Genomic DNA, 17,919 nt, shown 5'->3' with positions numbered 1-17,919 from the left:
CATTCCAGTCTGGAACCAGAAATTTTGCTTATAACTGAGCTGATAAGCTAAAGGTAATTGTCTTACACTAAAACAAACGTTTTTAATTAAGTTGCATAGAACCAGTGTCTGGGCACTGGGATGACACCCCACTGGTGGTCCAAACTACAACGTTCGTACAGTTGTGGATTCCAGACTGGGATGACACCCTACTGATGGGCCCAAATCACAATGTTCGTACAGTTGTGGGTCAGGCTATAGGATGACAGAAGTTGACTTTATTAGCTATAGGTGGTATGACACTTAGTCAATTTAAGTAAGCAGATGATCTTAGCTACAAAAATATTTTTTACCTCATTTGTTTTTGGGTTTATTCTTTTTCCCTATTTTATAAAGCTTCTAAAAAAAATAAGCAAAGATGGGCAACCAATTAGATCATGTGGACCAGAAAGTCATTTAATAACAAAAAAGAATGTACCACCTATGGGCGGAATAATAATACTGATTTCTTCTTTATTACCAATTTTACTCTGGGCTCAGTTAACACCAGAAATTTTGCTGCTGATATTGATAACTCTATTTTTTGCTCTACTTGGATTTATTGATGATTATTTAAAATTGAAGACAAATCACTATCGAGGTTTAAGTGCAAAAACCAAAATACTTATTCAGTTTATTGTTGCTCTGGTTGGTGTGTTTATACTTAAGCTATACTCTGCTGAAGGTTTTACAAAAACGTCCCTATTTAAAGGAGTAATAATAGATTTTGGCTATCTATATGTTCCGTTTGCTGCGTTTGTAATTGTCGGCTCTTCTAATGCTGTGAATCTCACAGATGGTTTGGATGGCCTTGCTGCAACTCAAGTCATCACTTCCTTTGCTTTTTTGGGGCTAATTGCATACATAACTCAAGCAGATATGAATATTACTTTATTCTGCATTGCATTTATAGGAGCTATTCTAAGTTTCTTGTGGTTTAACACACATCCAGCAAAAATATTTATGGGTGATGTTGGTAGCTTGTCGGTAGGCGCAGCTTTAGGGTTAACTAGTGTCCTAATTAAAAGAGAGATGCTTTTTGCCGTTATTGGAATAATCTTTGTAATAGAGACTCTATCTGTGATTATTCAGATATCATATTTTAAATATACAAAGTTTAAATATGGAAAAGGAGAAAGAGTTTTTCTTATGGCACCAATACATCATCACTTTGAAAAGAAGGGATGGTCAGAAAATGTAATCGTTATGAAATTTTGGATAATTTCTATTATCTGTTCAGTTTTTACTATAACTTTCTTATTATAAAAACCTATGAAATACCCAGACTTTACATTAGAAAATAAATTATCAGGAGTGATAGCAGGAGTGGATGAAGTTGGAAGAGGTCCGCTAGCTGGTCCAGTAATATCCGCAGCCGTAGTGTTTATTGATAGAAATACAATTATTGATGGAATCAACGACTCGAAAAAGTTGACTCCTCAATGTAGGCAAGTCCTATATGAAAAAATAACATCCGTTGCAAAATTTGGTATAGGAATGGCAAGCGTAGAAGAAATAAATTCATACAATATCTTGCAAGCAACAAAACTTTCAATGAAACGTGCGTTGATAGACTTGGACCTAGAGTTAGATTATGTGCTAGTTGATGGTAATCAACCACCTGAAGTGAAATGGCAAGTGAAATCCATAGTAAATGGTGATAATTTGAGTACATCAATTGCAGCAGCTTCAATCGTTGCAAAAGTTACGAGAGATCGGCTTATGCAAGAATTGCACAATAAGCATCCTGAATATAATTGGTATAAAAATAAAGGATATGGGACAAAAGAGCACCTTAACGCTATTGGCCTTTATGGAATTACAGAACATCATAGAAAAAACTTTGCACCCATATCTCGGGCATTATAGCCTTTAGATAGTAATCACTTACCTTTTTTGAAAGGCATGTTTTCATTAAATAGGCAAACTGTACTCGATCCATTCCTTAAGGTAAACACTGAGCTTACCCTTTCGATTATCAGATAGTTGTCAACTGTACGGAAATTTACTAAAGACTCATATCCTGCAGAATCAACCATAAAAACTGCCGGGAAATCAGAGTTTATTTTATTGAATTGTAGATATGTAAATTTTCCATCATCAAAAACCTTGATTGGTATTATTGACTGACTGCCTTTAACGTGCGAGATGGAATAATTAAAATTTAAACCCTTCTTTACAACTTCAATATCGTTTATATCAGGAATAATGGTATGACTAGCTTGTTCGAGGATATCACCGTTATTTGTTGTGTAAATCTCATCACTGCTAAATAGTGGATAAAGAAACCTTACTTCATATGCTAATCTTGGATCATCTAGTCCAGTTGCTTCTTCAGCATGAAGTTCAAAGTAATAAACTCTTTTATTGGTAATTATAGTTGCGTTAGTATCGGCAATATCATCTATAGGCTTAATAAACAATCTGTTACCTTGAGGAAGGAGTTGCCAACCAGTTGAATCACCCATTGAAAGGTTTTGTATTACTTCCCCTGGTTCAAACAATATACTGGACTGATAACCATAAAAACCCGTATACTTATGTATAGCCTGTGGGTTATAATTTATTACCTTTATGTGATTATCTCCAGCTATTGAACGTGGCTCCTGTTTTGCAAGTGCATCACTACCACAGAGGAACAATAGTACGGCAAACAGTAAACCAATCATAATATCAAAATAAATTAATCTTCATTTTATCATTGATAGACATGTACTGCAACTGTTAAGGCACTTTCTATACTATAAACCCCAAAGCAAGCGGTAGAAAAGGCAAGAAATAAGGCAAACTCCTTAAATACTTTAGAACTACAGGAGGCTTCATCTGAATGGGTACACTTGGAATCCTGCCATTTTCACTTTGTAAACATACCAATAATTTTGTCCATTATTCCACCCATATTTGCTTCAGCTTGAGTATACTCTATTTTACCACCGTGCAAGATTAGTTTAATATCTGATCCAGGTAATATATTAACAAATTTACTACCAACAACTCCACTGCTAGTGATCAGAGCTGAACTATCAATTGGCAATTTTATGTCTCTGCTTATACACATGTCGATTCGTGCTACGTAGGTAGCTTTGTCAAGTGATACACCAGTTATGCTTCCAACGTCCACACCAGAGATCTTGACACTATCACCAACTCCTATACCGTTAGCGTTAGCAAAAAGACCATATATTTTATTGCAATCCTTATAGTTTTTCTTTATGTAAGATAGCTTATCAATAGCAAAGAAAATCAGAAAAATAGTGAAAATTAATACAAATAATCCAGCGGTTATTTCAAGTATATTTGACCTTCGCATCTTTAGTTATCAGGACTCCAGCTTTTATAGTAATTTTTCACTTTTTGGTTTGGATAGTATGCACCTTTTGTACCCGTTAAATTAGGAGTATGTTTTACTTTTCTTTTTTTATTATTAACTGGTACTACATTATCAGTATAGTGAAGCCATATATGCCATTCCGGAGGCACTGTTGTAGGCTCAGAGACACTGCTATACATAACCCACCTTTTTCCTTTACTTGATTCATAGTAAGAATTTCCATTTTCATCTCTTCCTACAAATTTATCTTCTCTTCGTAATAGGCGTTTTATTGCGTTACAAATTTTAGATAACATAAGGGTATTAAAACAAAAAGTATTATATATACTAATACTTTAACGATATATTAACAACAATTTAATGCAATTACCAATTTTACAAGTTATTATCCCAATAATTGCATCAATGTTTTGCTTTCTTGCCAAGAAACACAAGGTATCTTGGTTTATTTCTTTTATTGCAACAACAATCACTCTTATCATTTCATCAATACTACTCATTAAAACATATAAAGGCGAAATTATAACTTATCACCTTGGGGATTGGGCTCCCCCGTACGGCATAGAGTTAAGAATCGACGTGTTGAACTCCTTGATTCTAACTTTGGTGAATTTTATAGCGCTGATTAGCGTGCTTTATAGCTTTTATATTAACGAAAAAGAAATTAGCAAAAACAAAATCACTGGTTTTTACTCTCTATTTCTACTGTGCTTAAGCGGACTGTTCGGGATTCTAGTAACAAACGACATATTTAACCTTTACGTTTTCTTGGAAATTTCATCTCTTTCTTCTTATGTATTAGTTTCAATGGGAAGGGATAAAAAAGCCTTGGTTGCAGCATTTGAATATCTAATTAGTGGAACAATAGGTGCAACATTTTATTTATTTGGCATCGGGCTCTTGTATTCAATGACTGGAACGCTCAATATGTCTGACATGGCTGAAAGAATAGTTCCATTATACGATAACAACATCATAAAACTTGGCACGTTGTTCATTTTTGTTGGTCTCTCAATCAAAATGGCACTGTTTCCATTAAGCAGGTGGCTGGTTAATGCATATAGTGAGGCGCCAAGTTTCATTAGCATATTCTTTTCAGGCACAGTGACAAAAGTGATGATATATGTTTTCATCAGAATCTTTTATACTGTTTTTCATCAAAATTTTTTCTTGTTTAAGCCGCTACTGGACAATGTGATAATTATCCTCGCACTTTGCGCTATTGTATTTGGGTCGATATTTGCAATAACCGCAAAAGACATAAAAAGACTGCTTGCTCACTCTAGTATTAGCCAAATTGGTTATATAATTTTAGCACTGAGTTTTAACTCAAAAACAGGTGTATTTGCAGCAATTCTTCACATAGTAAACCACAGCATAATAAAAACATCTTTATTTATGGCTGCAGGATGTATTTCTTACAAATTTGATACAACAAAAATAGAGAATTTATCGGGACTCAAGAAATCAATGCCTTATACAGCACTTGCGTTCACTCTACTCAGTTTAGCATTAATCGGTGTGCCTTTAACAAATGGCTTTGTAAGCAAGTGGTATATAATGAAAGCAATTATCGAATCTCGCGCGTGGATTTCCCTGATAGCTTTTGCTGCCGGTTCTTTTCTTGCACTAATATACATGTGGAAGATGGTAGAGAAAATGTATTTTGAAAATGATGCAACGTCACGCACTAGAATGACACTAGGCAAAATTAATGATGTGCCATTTCCTATGCTTTTCTGTCTATTGTTTATGGCAGCTTTAACAGTAGTAACTGGAATATATAGCACTCCAATTCGGTTAGTAGTTGAGAAGTTGGTTTTTTGATTTTTATCTTTGTTTCATATTTTACTATACTTTAAGGTTATAAGGTCTTTATTGTGGGTAGGCTGAAGAAGATTCATTGGTTATTAGTCATTAACGTGATAGCGCTGTTTTGCGTTGGCATTGTTGTTCAATACTCTTCTGCTGGAGGAAAGTGGGTGCCATTTGCGATTCACCAACTGGTCATATTTTCCTTCTTTTTCCTACTCGCTATAGCTATGTCATTCATAGAGCTAGATTTTTATTTGAAGTACGCCTACTTTTTTTATATAGCAGCAGCGATTTCACTATTAGCAGTAAATTTTTTTGGCTCACACATAATGGGTGCAACAAGGTGGATAAGAATTGGATCAATTAGTTTGCAACCATCAGAATTTGCAAAAGTAGGCTTAATACTTGCGCTTGCTCGCTATTTTGATAAGCAGAGTATGTATAAAATGATGGAATTTAAAAGATTGCTTAAGGCACTTATAATTATTTTCTTACCCGTGTTCTTGGTGTTAAAGCAACCTAATTTAGGCACAGCTATGATAATGTTATTTATAGGGATATCAATTATATTCACAACAATAATAAAAAGATCTCATTCAGTAATATGTGGAACTCTTGGCATTTTTGCAGTACCGGCTATTTGGCCTTTTTTACGTCCTTATCACAAGCAAAGGATATTGTCATTTTTGGATTCATCAGTGGATCCACTTGGAATAGGTTATAATGCGCAGCAATCTCAAATAGCTATTGGTTCAGGAGGTTTGCTTGGTAAGGGCTTTGTTAACGGAAGTCAAACTCAACTTGGATTTTTGCCGGAGAAACGTACAGATTTTGCTTTTGCAGTGCTGAGTGAGGAATGGGGCTTTTTAGGTAGCATGGCTTTAATTTTGCTTTATACCTCATTACTTGGAGTAATTTTCTCTATCGCTTATAGGTCGAAAAATTATTTTTCTAAGTCGGTATCTATCGGCATTTTCGCCTTTTTTAGCGCTCATTTTTTTGTAAACATTGGAATGTCAATAGGCCTCTTGCCTGTGATAGGCGATCCACTGCCATTTCTTTCCTATGGAGGAAGTACAACTGCTGCAAGCTTGATATGCATAGGATTATTGCTGGCAATAAAAGCAGATGAACAACAAAATGCTTGTATTTTACCTATGCTAAAGTAAAATTAAACTTTACTTAATAGTTTTTATGCTAGATGAAATGCGTGAGGAATGTGGGGTATTTGGCATAAGTTGCAACCAAAGTGCTGCTTTTAACTCTATACTTGCTCTCCACGCTTTGCAGCATAGAGGTCAAGAGTCTTTTGGCGTAGTAACCAGTAACAACGATAAGCTGCACTCTTATCACTTTCAAGGTCAAGTGAGCAGCGTATTTGATGATATAGATGAAATAAAGAAATCCTTACCTGGAGATTGTGCAATAGGTCACGTTCGATACTCAACAAGTGGTAATAAGTTTGGAGTGCAGCCCATGCTTGGCAAAAGTGGCAAATTTGGGGATTTTGCCATAGCACATAATGGTAATTTAATTAATATTTCTCCAATACGCGAACAATTAATTAAACAAGAGTGCGTTTTTCAGTCAGATATTGATACAGAAGTAGTAGTGCATCTGACAGCAAGCGGTGAAAAAGATAGCTTCTTAGAGAGTTTTATATATGCATTAAAGCAAATACAAGGTGCTTATTCTTTTGTGGCAATCAATCAAGAAGTAGTTATTGGAGTACGTGATCCGTCTGGAATCAGGCCTCTTGTTTTAGGGAAGTTAAACGGTTCTTATGTTCTTGCATCTGAAACTTGTGCTCTTGATATAGTAAATGCAGAGTTTGTTAGAGAAATAGAACCAGGTGAGTTAGTCACCATTGATCGAAATGGTAATCTAGCTTCAGCATTTCCTTTCCCACAGCAAAAATCAAGTTTTTGTATTTTTGAATACGTTTATTTTTCAAGACCAGACAGCATAATGGAGAATAGGTCCATATATGATATAAGAAAAGAAATAGGAAGAATACTTGCAGAAGAGAGCCCACCAAAAAACAATATGGATATGGTTGTACCAATACCTGATTCTGGAATACCTGCAGCTATTGGATATGCAAAGCATTCAGGGTTACCTATGGAACTGGGAATAATTCGTAATCATTACATAGGAAGAACTTTTATACAACCAACCGCTGAAGTACGTAAAGTTAGAATAAAATTAAAATTCAATGCTAATAAGCACATTTTGAAAGGTAAAAACATAATTTTAATAGATGATAGTATAGTGCGTGGTAGTACGTTAACAAATATAATAGTTATGTTAAAGGATGCAGGAGTAAAAGAGATTCACCTCAAAATTTCAAGCCCACCAATTAAGCATTCTTGTTTTTATGGAATAGATACGCCAGAGTGCAAAGATTTAATTGCTGCAAATAAATCTGTAGAGGAAATTAAGGAAGTTATAGGAGTAGATAGCCTAGCCTTCTTGAGTATTGATGGACTATATCAGGCTGTTAAAGCAGAAAAGCGTAACAATGCTACACCACAATATTGTGATGCTTGTTTCACTGGTGATTATCCGATTGGCAAATAGTCTACGCAAGGTCTTAAGTTTAGAAAATCTTAAACCGCCAAAATTTCTCTTGGCCTTTACTAATTCCGATTCTCGGGGTGCAAATATAATCTGGTTTGAGGTAAGATTCATAAACACAAAATTCGTGGCTTATAGTAAGGTCCTGTTTGTTATGTTCTTTTGTAATATTTAATCTTTTACACAATATTCCTGGCCCACCTAAATTTGCCTCAAGCGGTTCAATGAGCTTTAATCCCCGTATTAACACTGCTGCTGGGAACCCTTCTGCTTCTGTTACAATATTTAAACAGTAATACATTCCATATATAAAGTACACATATGAAAACCCCGGCATACCAAACATTACTGAGGTTCGGTTAGTATAACCCTTAGCTGCATGACAAGCTGGGTCACTCATTCCTATATAGGCTTCAACTTCGGTTATTATTCCACTAAAGTTAGAAAATTTCAGCATCTTTCCTAGTATAGCTCTTTTTACAATAATCCGAACAGACCGTAATATGCTACCATACGCGTCAAGTTAAGGAAATAAAGGTATGAAAGAGATAGAATAATAAGGTATAAGTTCTCCCAGATATACTTTTAGTGAGAGAACCAATGAATAAAATAACTTGCTTATCAAAAAAGCTCAAAGAATTTTTTAATGAAAAAGCAGAGAAAATCTCAATTACAACAAGGTTTATAAAAAGAAAGAGAAAGCTAAAAGGTTCATCATTCGTAAAAGCCATGGTCTTGGGTAATATAGGAGTTGATAATTGTAGCGTAGAAACAATGTGTCAATTACTAAACGAGGACTCGATAGATATAACAAAACAAGGTTTGGATTTTAGATTTACTGAAGAAGCAGTGGAATTTATGAAAAGGATGTATAATGAATCTGTGATTCTCTTTAAAAATATCTTGCAAGTTGATTGCAAAATCTTACAGCAATTTAATAGTGTTAAATTATTGGACAGTAGCTATATTACTCTACCTAACAGTATGGAAGAGATGTATAAAGGTTATGGTACTAGCTACAGTGGCTATGAAAGCAATACTAAGTCTGGAATAAAGTTACAATTAGTTTTCGACTACATGAATCAGATAATAGACCAACTTAATTTAACGGAGGGGGTAAGATCAGACCAGGGATATAGGAAACATTTAAGTAATATATTAAGCAATGATTTGCTAATATCTGATCTCGGTTATTTTGTGCCAAGTTCTTTTAAACAAATCAATGAAATAGGAGCTTATTTCATAAGTCGTTATAAATCCGATACCAACATATATGATGTAGAAACAAATCAAAAAATGGAGTTATTAGAATGTTTAGAGGATAAGTTATTTTTAGAAAACGAGGTATTGTTAGGAAAAGAAGCAAAAATTAGAGTAAGAATTATATGTCAGAAACTAACTGAAGAACAGTCTATGGCCAGAAGAAGGAAAGCTAATAGATTAGCAAGATCGCAGGGATATACATCCTCTAAAAGAAATCAAAAATTGTTGAACTGGTCAATATTTATAACTAATGTTCCAGAAAATAAAATTAGTGCTGAGCAAGTATTAACGATTTACAGAGTAAGGTGGCAAATTGAGTTATTATTTAAATTGTATAAAAGCCATATCAGGCTTGATAAGCTAAAAGGAAAGCCATGCAGAGTATTATGTGAACTATATGCTAAATTGTGCGCAATTCTTATATTTCACGGCATAGTTGGTTGCACAGAAGTGAAAAAGAATACAGAACTTAGCTTAACAAAGGCATTTATTGAGCTAAAAAGGCGGGTTAGAGAGTTATTTTTAGTATTAACCAAAATTAATAGTTTAAAAGCATTTCTTAAAAAACTCACTATAACTTGGTCGCGATTTTCATTAAAAGACAAACGTAGAAGGGCTAGAGTATCCACTTTAACCTCTCTAAATTTGCTCACAATCTCTTAACTTGACGCGTATGGTAATATGCTACTGGCCTGCTATAGCCATAAACACATATCTTATCGCATTCGGACTATTATAAGAAAGGCTATAACTCCCCGGCTACAACCAAAGTTGGCCGCTCGTAGAAATTTCTTGGTAGTATTGTGTTGCTCATCATAAAAGTATAAGTTACTTGCAGATGCAAGCAACTTATACTGAATTTTCACTACTTTACCTATTTTGAAGCAGCAGGAGCTTGATGCTTTTGTGATGCGCCGCTCAAGTCTTCTACATTTGTTGAATGCTGCTCCAAAAATTTTACTTCTTCAGAGCTTTGTTGTAATTGTGTTTGTGGCAATTGTGATGCTAACACTTCATGTAAAGGCTTTGCTTCATATTGCCTTCCTACTTTTACTTCTTTATGTGCAGCTAATTGCTCCATAGTAACACCATTACCCTCAATAAGTTCTACGGAGCCATTATCATGAATATTAATTTTAATATTACATTCTTTTCCTTGAGCATTCCACTTTAAAGTCATTTGATATGACCCATTAGCTACTTCATAAATTCTTGTTCCATGTTCATCAACCCGGCAACGTAGCCCCCTTGCTTTACTTTGAGGTAGCAATAATGTAATTGCTTTCACGCCATATTGTTTACACAAATCGTTATTTAGAATGTCACTCATGCTTATTTCTTTTGTATTACTACCTATCGCAATTCTTACGGCAGGCTCAATAATATTATCTTCATTTTTGCTTTCTTTAAGTTTTATAAATTCTATATCATTATTTTCTATATTTTTAGATATCTCTTCTTTAATTTGTTCAGCAATTTTGCCTATAATGTTCTTACCACCATATTTATTCTCATCCCGAGCAGTATATGTACATATACCATTACTATCCTTATGAATATAAGGTTTTGGTTTCTTTTTATTAGTGGTATTAGTAGAAGTGTTGTTCTGCATTATTAAGAGTGACGTATTTAGGTACATTCTCATCTATTGTTGATTTAGGTACATTTTTAGTATCCGAAATCGAATTATTATCAGAAGGACTGATATTTAGATTAGAAGAAGTTTCAATTAAAGATACAGTTTCAGTGCTACTAGTTAACATATATGCCTCCATTATTTTTAATATATAAATGTTAGCATATAGATACCACGCCAATTAGTCAATATAAATTATGATGTTTAATGTTGAAAGCTCAAATACTCCTTTGCTTGATCGGTTAGAACGCGCCCTCTTGGTGTGCGCTTTACAAAACTAATTTTGATTAAATAAGGTTCTACTGTTTCTTCAATATTGCCAACATCTTCGGATAGCGCAATAGATATGGTGTCAATTCCAACAGGGCCTGAAGTGTTGAATAAAAATCTTAGATAATTCATATCAAGTTTATTGAGTCCCATTTTATCTACACCCAATTTTAGTAATACAGAATCAGCGACTTCATAAGTAATTTTTTTATCATCTTTCACTTCAACAAAATCCCTTATTCTTCTGAGTAACCTCAAAGCAATTCTTGGAGTGCCGCGCGCACGGCAGGCAATTTCCCGCGCAGCACCCTCTTCAATTTCAGCAGAAAGAACTCTTGCGCCTCTTTTTATAATATTAACCAGCTCCTCAAAGGAATAAAACTCAAGATGCAAAGGAATGCCAAAACGATCTCTGAGTGGCGCAGAAAGTAATCCAAGCCGTGTTGTTGCTCCAATTAGCGTAAATGGTGGTAGATCTATCCTTAAAGTGCGAGTAGATGGACCTTCACCTACTAATATGTCCAAGCAAAAATCTTCCATAGCAGTATATAAAACTTCTTCGATGCTGCGATTTAATCTATGGATTTCGTCGATAAATAGAACATCTTTTGCATTTAAAGTGGTAAGCACTGCGGCCAAATCTCCAGCTTTACTAAGTAAAGGACCAGAAGTTGCGCGAAAGCTAACTCTTAATTCTTTAGAAACAATTTGTGCTAAAGTTGTTTTGCCAAGCCCTGGAGGACCGTACAATAAGACGTGATCTAAAGCTTCAGTTCTCGTCTGTGCAGCGTTTATAAACACTTTTAAATTTTGTATTAAGTCTTTTTGCCCGACAAAATCATCAAGTTGCTCAGGCCTGATGTTGATATTGCGCACATCTTCAGTATATTCTTTACCGCACGATATTGATTTCATAATGTTAAGAGCTCCTTAAGCGCTATGCGAATAATATCCTTAGTGTCCAGATTTGACGATTCGTCTTGTATTTTCTTTATCGTATCATAAGCTTTCATTTTTTCATATCCAAGATTGATCAATGCTGAAAGGGCATCTTCATTAATTGGATTAAAGTTATTGTTATTTATTTCTAGTTTACTTACTTTGCCACTCAATTCAGTGATGATTCGATTTATGAGTTTCAAGCCAAGTCCACTCATCTTGAGTGCTACTTTATCTTCATTCATAATTGCCAAAAATAGCTGTTCTGGAGTTAATTTACTCAAAATTGACATTGCAGTTTTATAGCTAACGCCGCTTACTTTGACAAGCAACCTCAAGCACTGCTGTTCTTCTTTGCTTATAAAACCATATAGCTGAGCGACATTTTCTCTGTTATTTGCATAGGTTTCGATAAGTAATTTAACTCTACTTCCGATGGAACATGCATTTAAAGTTTTGGCTGAAAGATACACCATATAGCCAACATCATTCACATTCAGGATTATGTGATCACTGCGCACTTCATCAACTATTCCGCTTAGATTTCCTATCATTTTTAGCACTGTATAGGGTTCAGTTTAAATACTCCTGGATCTTAGGTCAAGCAAACGAACATTATAACAGGGAAACGTGGCTAAAAAACCACTTGACAAACTCCGCCAGCCCCCTTATCATAAACACTGAAGCTATTTATTTATCTTCTCTGTACAGATTAAATGACAAAAAAACTCACGTGTCTGGCGTATCATGTTTAATTTTTTGCACTATGTGCACCTTATGTCTTATAAAATTTCTACCTACATAAGCTGAAACGCGCTTATAAAGCGTTTAAAACATAAAAAAACGCCAACTTAAAAAATGGATAGTGAATAACTAGCTACCCTAGGGTTTCTTTTGCCTTTTTTCTGTTTAGTAAATTTCTTAACGTTTATAATTTAGATTAGTTGCGGTTTAAAAGTAGCTGAATCGCGGTTATTAAGTGTTTAGAATAAAAAAACGCCATACTTGAAAGTATAATGTAAGTAATTAGCCAATCATGGGGCTTTTTTTGCCTTTTTTTTCATTTGGTAAATTTCTTAATGTTTATAGCTAAACGACAACCGTCATCCCGCTGCTTGTTAGCGGGATCTATGCTAAGAGATACCGCGGATGAATCGCGCGGTATGACGGTTCGTGGTGGCATCTCGTCATCCCGCTACGTGTTAGCGGCTAAGAGATACCGCGGCGGTATGACGTCTCAGCCATAGATTACCTGATCTCACCATCTTTCCGGTTGTTTTATACATAATTCTCGGATTTTGAAAGTTCACTTTGAATAAATTGCTCATATTCTTTATCCTCTAGTTCTTCAAAAATCTCAGGATAATGTTTACTGGAACGAGTAATTATTGAAATTAGCTCTTGCTTTGTTTTTCTTAGTAAAACCTTTCAAAGAGAGTCTGTTCATCTGGGCGCGCAGACGATCGATACTCCTTTCTATCAAGTGCAACCAAAGCAAAACCTGTTGCAGCCATATGCTTACATGGACCATAATACACAAATGCAGGACAGGAACATGTTCCACTCAAAAGAGGACCATCGTGCTTTAGTGTTACTCGATATACATTTGATCCAACTACCTTTGATTTAGCTTGAGATTCATTAACAGATATAATCTGTACCTTTCTTTTGTCAAAATAATCCCTTCCTCTGGAGCGGTAGGGTTCTTTGATAAGACCTGTGATATCTTTATAATACAGTCTCATTTTTACCTCCTTTAAAACCCTCAATTTTCTAATATATCCTTTCTTCCATAAAAATTTATTAACTCACCACGACTTTTATATGGCCCTGCGGACAATTTTATAGTGCTATAGCTAACTCAAGAAAGGTTTCCCTACGTCATACCGCGATTCATTCCATAACTGTATGAACATTCATTTTTGAAGGTAAATTGCACAGCAAATGGTGTCATGAAAGTAGCTGACACTGGAATCCAGCCTTGCCGTAATCTCATCAAGAACGTTGTGTTTTAACATAAAACGGCTACTTTTATACTTACCAACTTAATAAAATTCCTGGATCCCAGTGGGCTTTGTTGCATCGCTCTTCGGATAGTAGGTAACGCACAATAAATTTATGAAGCTATCTCAAATTTAGCCATACCAATATCAGTGAACTTATTGAGCAAATAGCATTTAACAAGTAGTTCCTTCTCTCTATTTGTCTCAGATTTATTCCTAAAACTAAACCCGAATGTTTGTTTCAGTCGCGAGAAAAAACTTTCTATATAAGATCTTTTTCCATAACTCATCTCTTTTTTCCACTTCTTTATACCATCTTCATCATATGACTTTATGAGCTTGACTGCAGAATTTCTCTCAGCCATATAGTCTAACTTTGGATGCTCTGCTGCGTTGTTTTTCGGAGGAATTTTCGTTTTTATACCATATTGATTACACAGCTTATAGAGCTTTTCTCTGTCATATGCCCTATCTGCATATAGTACTTTTATGACATACTGAAAATCGACTTCTTTTAGCAAATCACAAGCTCCATAGTGATCAGCCGTTACTGTATTTTACAGCTATGGCTTTTTTGCTGTTTGTATTCAACATTACATGCAATTTTCTTGTCTGCTCATAGCTGCGATACTTTCTATCTTCGCTATTTTCTTTGCTATGACCAGGAGTGTTGTTGTATATACTAATTCCTGTACTGTCTATAGCAATTTCGATATCTTCCATATTATTTTCTGCAATCATTGATCTTAATATTGAGTTTCTTAAACCTTCTTGATGATTGTGAATAGCTGATAACTTGCAAATTTTTCCCAATTTGCTCAAGGTATCCTGCTATAAACCCAACTGTTTGCCTCAGGCCTATTCTAAATAAACAAGTTATTATGTGCACCAAAATTACAACTTTATCGCTATAAATATTGTTGCCACCTGGTATTTTTGGACCATTCTCGTACCACTTTTCTATGGCTTCGTTGATATAATGAAAAATATTTCCTCTTTTTTCTAGAAATTTGTTATATTCGCTATGGTTACTGACCCTCATTTTTTGTGGCATATTTTTTCTTTCAAGGTTAAATGGCTATTTTATAATGAATTTTGTCAGTAGCCACCAGATTTTTTCAGTTGCTATGCAACAAAGCCATCCCAGTGTCAAGCACTGGGATGACAAGAAGAGGGTACTTGGATAAGAGGCATTGCCCTCCTGGTAGGCCCAAATTGCAATGTCCGTACAGTTATGGATTCATTCGCGGTATAGATTCCGCTAATGAGTAGCGGAATGACGAATTTGTTGTTTTTCAAATTGTAGGTAAACCTAAGCCACTTTAGCTATATATAATAGAATTTCGCTTTCTACTATCTTTCCAGTTGTTTTATACATAATTCTCGAATTTTGAAAATTTGCTCCATATCTAATTTCTCACTTGTATAAAATTTGTTTTCTTACTTCGAGACCTAATCTACCACAACTTTTATATGGCGTTTCTTTCCTGCAGATAATTTTATAAATGGCTGATCTTTAAAGCTTTCGAAATTTATTACATGATCAATATTGTTTACAACATTATCATTAATCTTGCATCCGTTGCCCTGTATTAAACGCTTTGCAGCGCCTTTTGAAGGTTCAAAACCGGTGTCATGTAGTAGGTCTACTAAGGATATGCCGCTTGCAACTTGTTCTTTTTTTATGATGTAATCAGGAAGTAGTGAGCTATCTTCATTCTCAAAAGCAGAAATTGCAGCAAATTGTGCAAGTTCCGCTTCTTTGTCACCATGACATATTTTTGTCACTTCTGTTGCCAAGACCTTTTTTGCTTCATTTATTTCTTGATCCTTTAAAGACTCTAATTTTCTAATCTCATCAATTGGCACATCAGTGAGCAATCTTAAAAAACGTCCAACATCTTGATCATCAACGTTGCGAAAATATTGCCAGTAGTCGTAAGGCTTTAGCATATTATCATCAAGCCACACTGCTCCACTTTCAGTTTTGCCCATTTTTTTTCCTTGTGCATTTAATAAAAGAGGCATGGTAAGGCCAAATAGCTCAGGTAAATTCAACTTTTTTCCAAGTTCAATTCCGTTTACTATATTTCCCCACTGGTCTGACCCTCCAATCTGCAGACGACAATCATATTTTTTGTTTAATTCAATAAAGTCGTAAGCTTGCAATAGCATGTAATTAAATTCCAGAAAGCTTAAGGTTTGCTCTCTATCCAGCCTGGTTTTCACACTATCAAAACTTAGCATACGATTTACAGAAAAATAAGCTCCTATATCACGCAAAAAATCTATGTATTTTATGTTATCCAACCAATCTGCGTTATTTACTATCATTGCACCAGTCTTGCTGTCATTAAAAGACACCATTTTCTCTAATATTCTCCTTATACTGGATGTATTTTGATTGATGTTCTCTACAGGCAAGATGCTTCTTGCTTTATCTTTGAAGGATGGGTCACCAATTTTTGTTGTGCCACCTCCAAGTAAGACTATCGGCTTATAACCAAATTTTTGTAGGTGACAGAGCATCATAATCTGAATTAGGTGACCAGCATGAAGACTTGGTGCTGTGCAATCAAACCCAATGTATGCAACTATATAATTGCTCTGCAATAATAATTGATCTAGTCCTTCAATGTTTGTGCATTGGTATAGGTACCCTCTTTCTTGGATGAAATTTAAAAATTCAGATGCGTGTTTCATTTTATAAACCCCAGTCTATCCTGTCATTAATGCTGAAGGTAACCCTAATAGAGAAGCCAGTGCCCAGACACTGGAACTTAATTATAAACAAGCACACTATACAACGTTTTCGATGAAATTGCATGAAAAACTGGATTCCAGTGTCAGCTACTTTCATGACACCACTACCTGTGCAGGAGTTGCCTTCAAAATTACAACGTTTGTGCAGTTGTGCACCAGCTATCCAGGCAATCAGTTCCATAACTCTTCTATTTTATAATACTCCCTTACTTCCGGCCTGAATATGTGAACCATTATGCCTTGAAAATTCAAAACTACCCAATTGCCTTCATCCATACCTTCTACATCTATTTTATCATGTGGCTTGAGGCTTTTTATTACGTGCTCAGCTAAAGCTTTAACGTGACGGCTTGAATCACCAGATGCAATAATCATATATTTTGCAATAACGGTTTTATTCTGCACATCAAAAGTTACTATATCATGACCTTTATTTTGATCTATTATCTCTTCAATTGTACTTCTTATCGATTCCATATCGCTAAGCATTGTTTACAGGTTATATGATTCATTTATAATTATATACTCAAAATTTCTAAATATGAACTATTTTCAACGCAACTACTTGTTAAAGGTATTACCTGCATCTATTTTATCATCATGTTTTTAGCATGTACAATGTATATACTTTTTATATAATTGAAAATAGCTTTTTACTAGTATTCATTATGGGCAAGACTCTCATCTACTTAATCGGCTTTCCAGGCAGTGGTAAGTTTACTACTGCAAAGGAACTGTGTAAAATCATTGGTGCAGTAATAGTAAGCAATAATCTATTCAATAATATTATATTTGATATTGTTAAATTACAAAACGCTGAAGTTCCAGATGACCTATGGGAAAAAATTTTTGCAGTTAGGGAAAATGTATTAGCAATACTGGAAAAACACTACGTAAAATCAAAACATTATATATTTACAAATGAATTGATAGAGGGTGATCCCTATGACCAAAGATTATATAACTCAGTGGTAAATTTAAGTAAAAAAATGGACATGGAAATTTTTTCTGTAGTATTACATTGTAATAATGAAAAACTAGTAAGACGTGTCCAATCAGAAGAGAGATATCAGGAAAATAAAATTACTGATCCGGATTTTGCTATAAAGAAAATTGAAGGGAAAAGGCTATTTATACCTGAGGGTTCGCTTGAAATTGATAACTCGAACTTGAATGCAAAGGAAGTTGCAAAGAAAATTGTTGAAGAGATGAAGAAAGAAAAAAATGGAAAATTAATTAAAACTTCTGTAACAAATCATTTAAAAACAGAGCGTACTCGTGGTTGAGCAGAAAGATAAGTACCG

General features: G+C 34.7%; 17 protein-coding genes and 2 pseudogenes. 7 read left to right on the top strand and 12 right to left on the bottom strand.

Annotated features, from left to right (window positions below; all coding sequences use genetic code 11):
• The first annotated feature begins 303 nt into the window (after nt 1–303).
• Both mraY and ACQH2Q_RS06220 read left to right on the top strand, forming a co-directional pair.
• Nucleotides 304–1,284: a phospho-N-acetylmuramoyl-pentapeptide-transferase gene (gene mraY / locus ACQH2Q_RS06225; RefSeq protein WP_182309786.1), complete on the top strand. Its 981-nt coding sequence runs from the start codon at nt 304–306 to the stop codon at nt 1,282–1,284.
• A gap of 6 nt (nt 1,285–1,290) precedes the next feature.
• Complete coding sequence (locus ACQH2Q_RS06220; RefSeq protein WP_010082329.1) at nt 1,291–1,887, top strand: ribonuclease HII; 597 nt, start codon at nt 1,291–1,293, stop codon at nt 1,885–1,887.
• Nucleotides 1,888–1,901: 14 nt separating this feature from the next.
• Here the strand turns inward: ACQH2Q_RS06220 and virB9 are convergent, their stop codons facing one another.
• The 3 genes from virB9 to ACQH2Q_RS06205 form a co-directional block, all read right to left on the bottom strand.
• Nucleotides 1,902–2,687: a P-type conjugative transfer protein VirB9 gene (gene virB9, locus ACQH2Q_RS06215; RefSeq protein WP_064125428.1), complete on the bottom strand. Its 786-nt coding sequence runs from the start codon at nt 2,685–2,687 to the stop codon at nt 1,902–1,904.
• Nucleotides 2,688–2,872: 185 nt separating this feature from the next.
• Nucleotides 2,873–3,328, bottom strand: coding sequence for an outer membrane lipid asymmetry maintenance protein MlaD (locus ACQH2Q_RS06210; RefSeq protein ID WP_264339538.1), 456 nt, complete (start codon nt 3,326–3,328; stop codon nt 2,873–2,875).
• Nucleotides 3,329–3,330: 2 nt separating this feature from the next.
• Entirely contained in the window at nt 3,331–3,645 is a 315-nt protein-coding gene (locus tag ACQH2Q_RS06205) for an NADH-ubiquinone oxidoreductase subunit NDUFA12 family protein (protein ID WP_182309790.1), read from the bottom strand.
• 64 nt (nt 3,646–3,709) lie between these two features.
• Between ACQH2Q_RS06205 and ACQH2Q_RS06200 the strand changes: the two genes are divergently transcribed.
• Genes ACQH2Q_RS06200 through purF form a run of 3 tightly spaced genes read left to right on the top strand, consistent with a single transcriptional unit; the run spans nt 3,710 to nt 7,744 of the window.
• Nucleotides 3,710–5,176 carry a proton-conducting transporter membrane subunit gene (locus tag ACQH2Q_RS06200; RefSeq protein ID WP_155969254.1) on the top strand — a complete coding sequence of 489 codons (1,467 nt, stop codon included), beginning with the start codon at nt 3,710–3,712 and terminating at the stop codon, nt 5,174–5,176.
• A 53-nt stretch (nt 5,177–5,229) separates the two neighbouring features.
• Complete coding sequence (gene rodA / locus ACQH2Q_RS06195; protein ID WP_151807632.1) at nt 5,230–6,333, top strand: rod shape-determining protein RodA; 1,104 nt, start codon at nt 5,230–5,232, stop codon at nt 6,331–6,333.
• 25 nt (nt 6,334–6,358) lie between these two features.
• The gene (gene purF / locus ACQH2Q_RS06190; protein ID WP_065094852.1) at nt 6,359–7,744 is read left to right on the top strand and encodes an amidophosphoribosyltransferase; all 1,386 of its coding nucleotides are present in this window, start codon (nt 6,359–6,361) and stop codon (nt 7,742–7,744) included.
• 19 nt (nt 7,745–7,763) lie between these two features.
• Here purF and ACQH2Q_RS06185 read toward each other — a convergent pair whose 3' ends face one another.
• Complete coding sequence (locus ACQH2Q_RS06185; RefSeq protein WP_425383626.1) at nt 7,764–8,246, bottom strand: DNA-3-methyladenine glycosylase; 483 nt, start codon at nt 8,244–8,246, stop codon at nt 7,764–7,766.
• 95 nt (nt 8,247–8,341) lie between these two features.
• Here ACQH2Q_RS06185 and ACQH2Q_RS06180 point away from each other — a divergent pair, with 95 nt between their 5' ends.
• Nucleotides 8,342–9,667, top strand: a complete 1,326-nt coding sequence (locus ACQH2Q_RS06180) for an IS4 family transposase (RefSeq protein WP_264339118.1) — start codon at nt 8,342–8,344, stop codon at nt 9,665–9,667.
• Nucleotides 9,668–9,752: 85 nt separating this feature from the next.
• On the opposite strand, the pseudogene ACQH2Q_RS06175 reads toward ACQH2Q_RS06180, so the two are convergent.
• From ACQH2Q_RS06175 to rsfS, 8 genes and pseudogenes are all read right to left on the bottom strand, one after another.
• Nucleotides 9,753–9,818: pseudogene (locus ACQH2Q_RS06175) on the bottom strand (DNA-3-methyladenine glycosylase); the annotation flags it as partial.
• 60 nt (nt 9,819–9,878) lie between these two features.
• A complete protein-coding gene (locus ACQH2Q_RS06170) occupies nt 9,879–10,616 on the bottom strand; it encodes a hypothetical protein (RefSeq protein ID WP_182282721.1) in 738 nt (245 codons plus the stop codon).
• A gap of 228 nt (nt 10,617–10,844) precedes the next feature.
• The gene (gene ruvB, locus ACQH2Q_RS06165; protein ID WP_182309817.1) at nt 10,845–11,825 is read right to left on the bottom strand and encodes a Holliday junction branch migration DNA helicase RuvB; all 981 of its coding nucleotides are present in this window, start codon (nt 11,823–11,825) and stop codon (nt 10,845–10,847) included.
• The gene (ruvA, locus tag ACQH2Q_RS06160; RefSeq protein ID WP_264339603.1) at nt 11,822–12,403 is read right to left on the bottom strand and encodes a Holliday junction branch migration protein RuvA; all 582 of its coding nucleotides are present in this window, start codon (nt 12,401–12,403) and stop codon (nt 11,822–11,824) included. Before ruvA ends, ruvB begins: the two co-directional genes overlap by 4 nt.
• An 861-nt stretch (nt 12,404–13,264) precedes the next feature.
• Nucleotides 13,265–13,594, bottom strand: coding sequence for an SWIM zinc finger family protein (locus ACQH2Q_RS06155; protein WP_007548583.1), 330 nt, complete (start codon nt 13,592–13,594; stop codon nt 13,265–13,267).
• Nucleotides 13,595–13,965: 371 nt separating this feature from the next.
• A pseudogene (locus ACQH2Q_RS06150) lies at nt 13,966–14,906 on the bottom strand (IS5 family transposase).
• A 398-nt stretch (nt 14,907–15,304) separates the two neighbouring features.
• Nucleotides 15,305–16,555 (bottom strand): tyrosine--tRNA ligase, encoded by a 1,251-nt coding sequence (gene tyrS / locus ACQH2Q_RS06145; protein WP_007548582.1) that lies wholly within the window; start codon nt 16,553–16,555, stop codon nt 15,305–15,307.
• Between the two features lie 231 nt (nt 16,556–16,786).
• Nucleotides 16,787–17,104, bottom strand: coding sequence for a ribosome silencing factor (rsfS, locus tag ACQH2Q_RS06140; RefSeq protein ID WP_006279567.1), 318 nt, complete (start codon nt 17,102–17,104; stop codon nt 16,787–16,789).
• A gap of 179 nt (nt 17,105–17,283) precedes the next feature.
• Between rsfS and ACQH2Q_RS06135 the strand changes: the two genes are divergently transcribed.
• Nucleotides 17,284–17,901, top strand: a complete 618-nt coding sequence (locus tag ACQH2Q_RS06135) for an AAA family ATPase (protein WP_264339543.1) — start codon at nt 17,284–17,286, stop codon at nt 17,899–17,901.
• Nucleotides 17,902–17,919 lie beyond the last annotated feature (18 nt).

It is taken from the genome of Wolbachia endosymbiont (group A) of Melieria omissa, from assembly GCF_964031125.1.
Taxonomy (GTDB): domain Bacteria; phylum Pseudomonadota; class Alphaproteobacteria; order Rickettsiales; family Anaplasmataceae; genus Wolbachia; species Wolbachia pipientis.
This window is presented reverse-complemented; position numbering and strand designations above follow the sequence as displayed.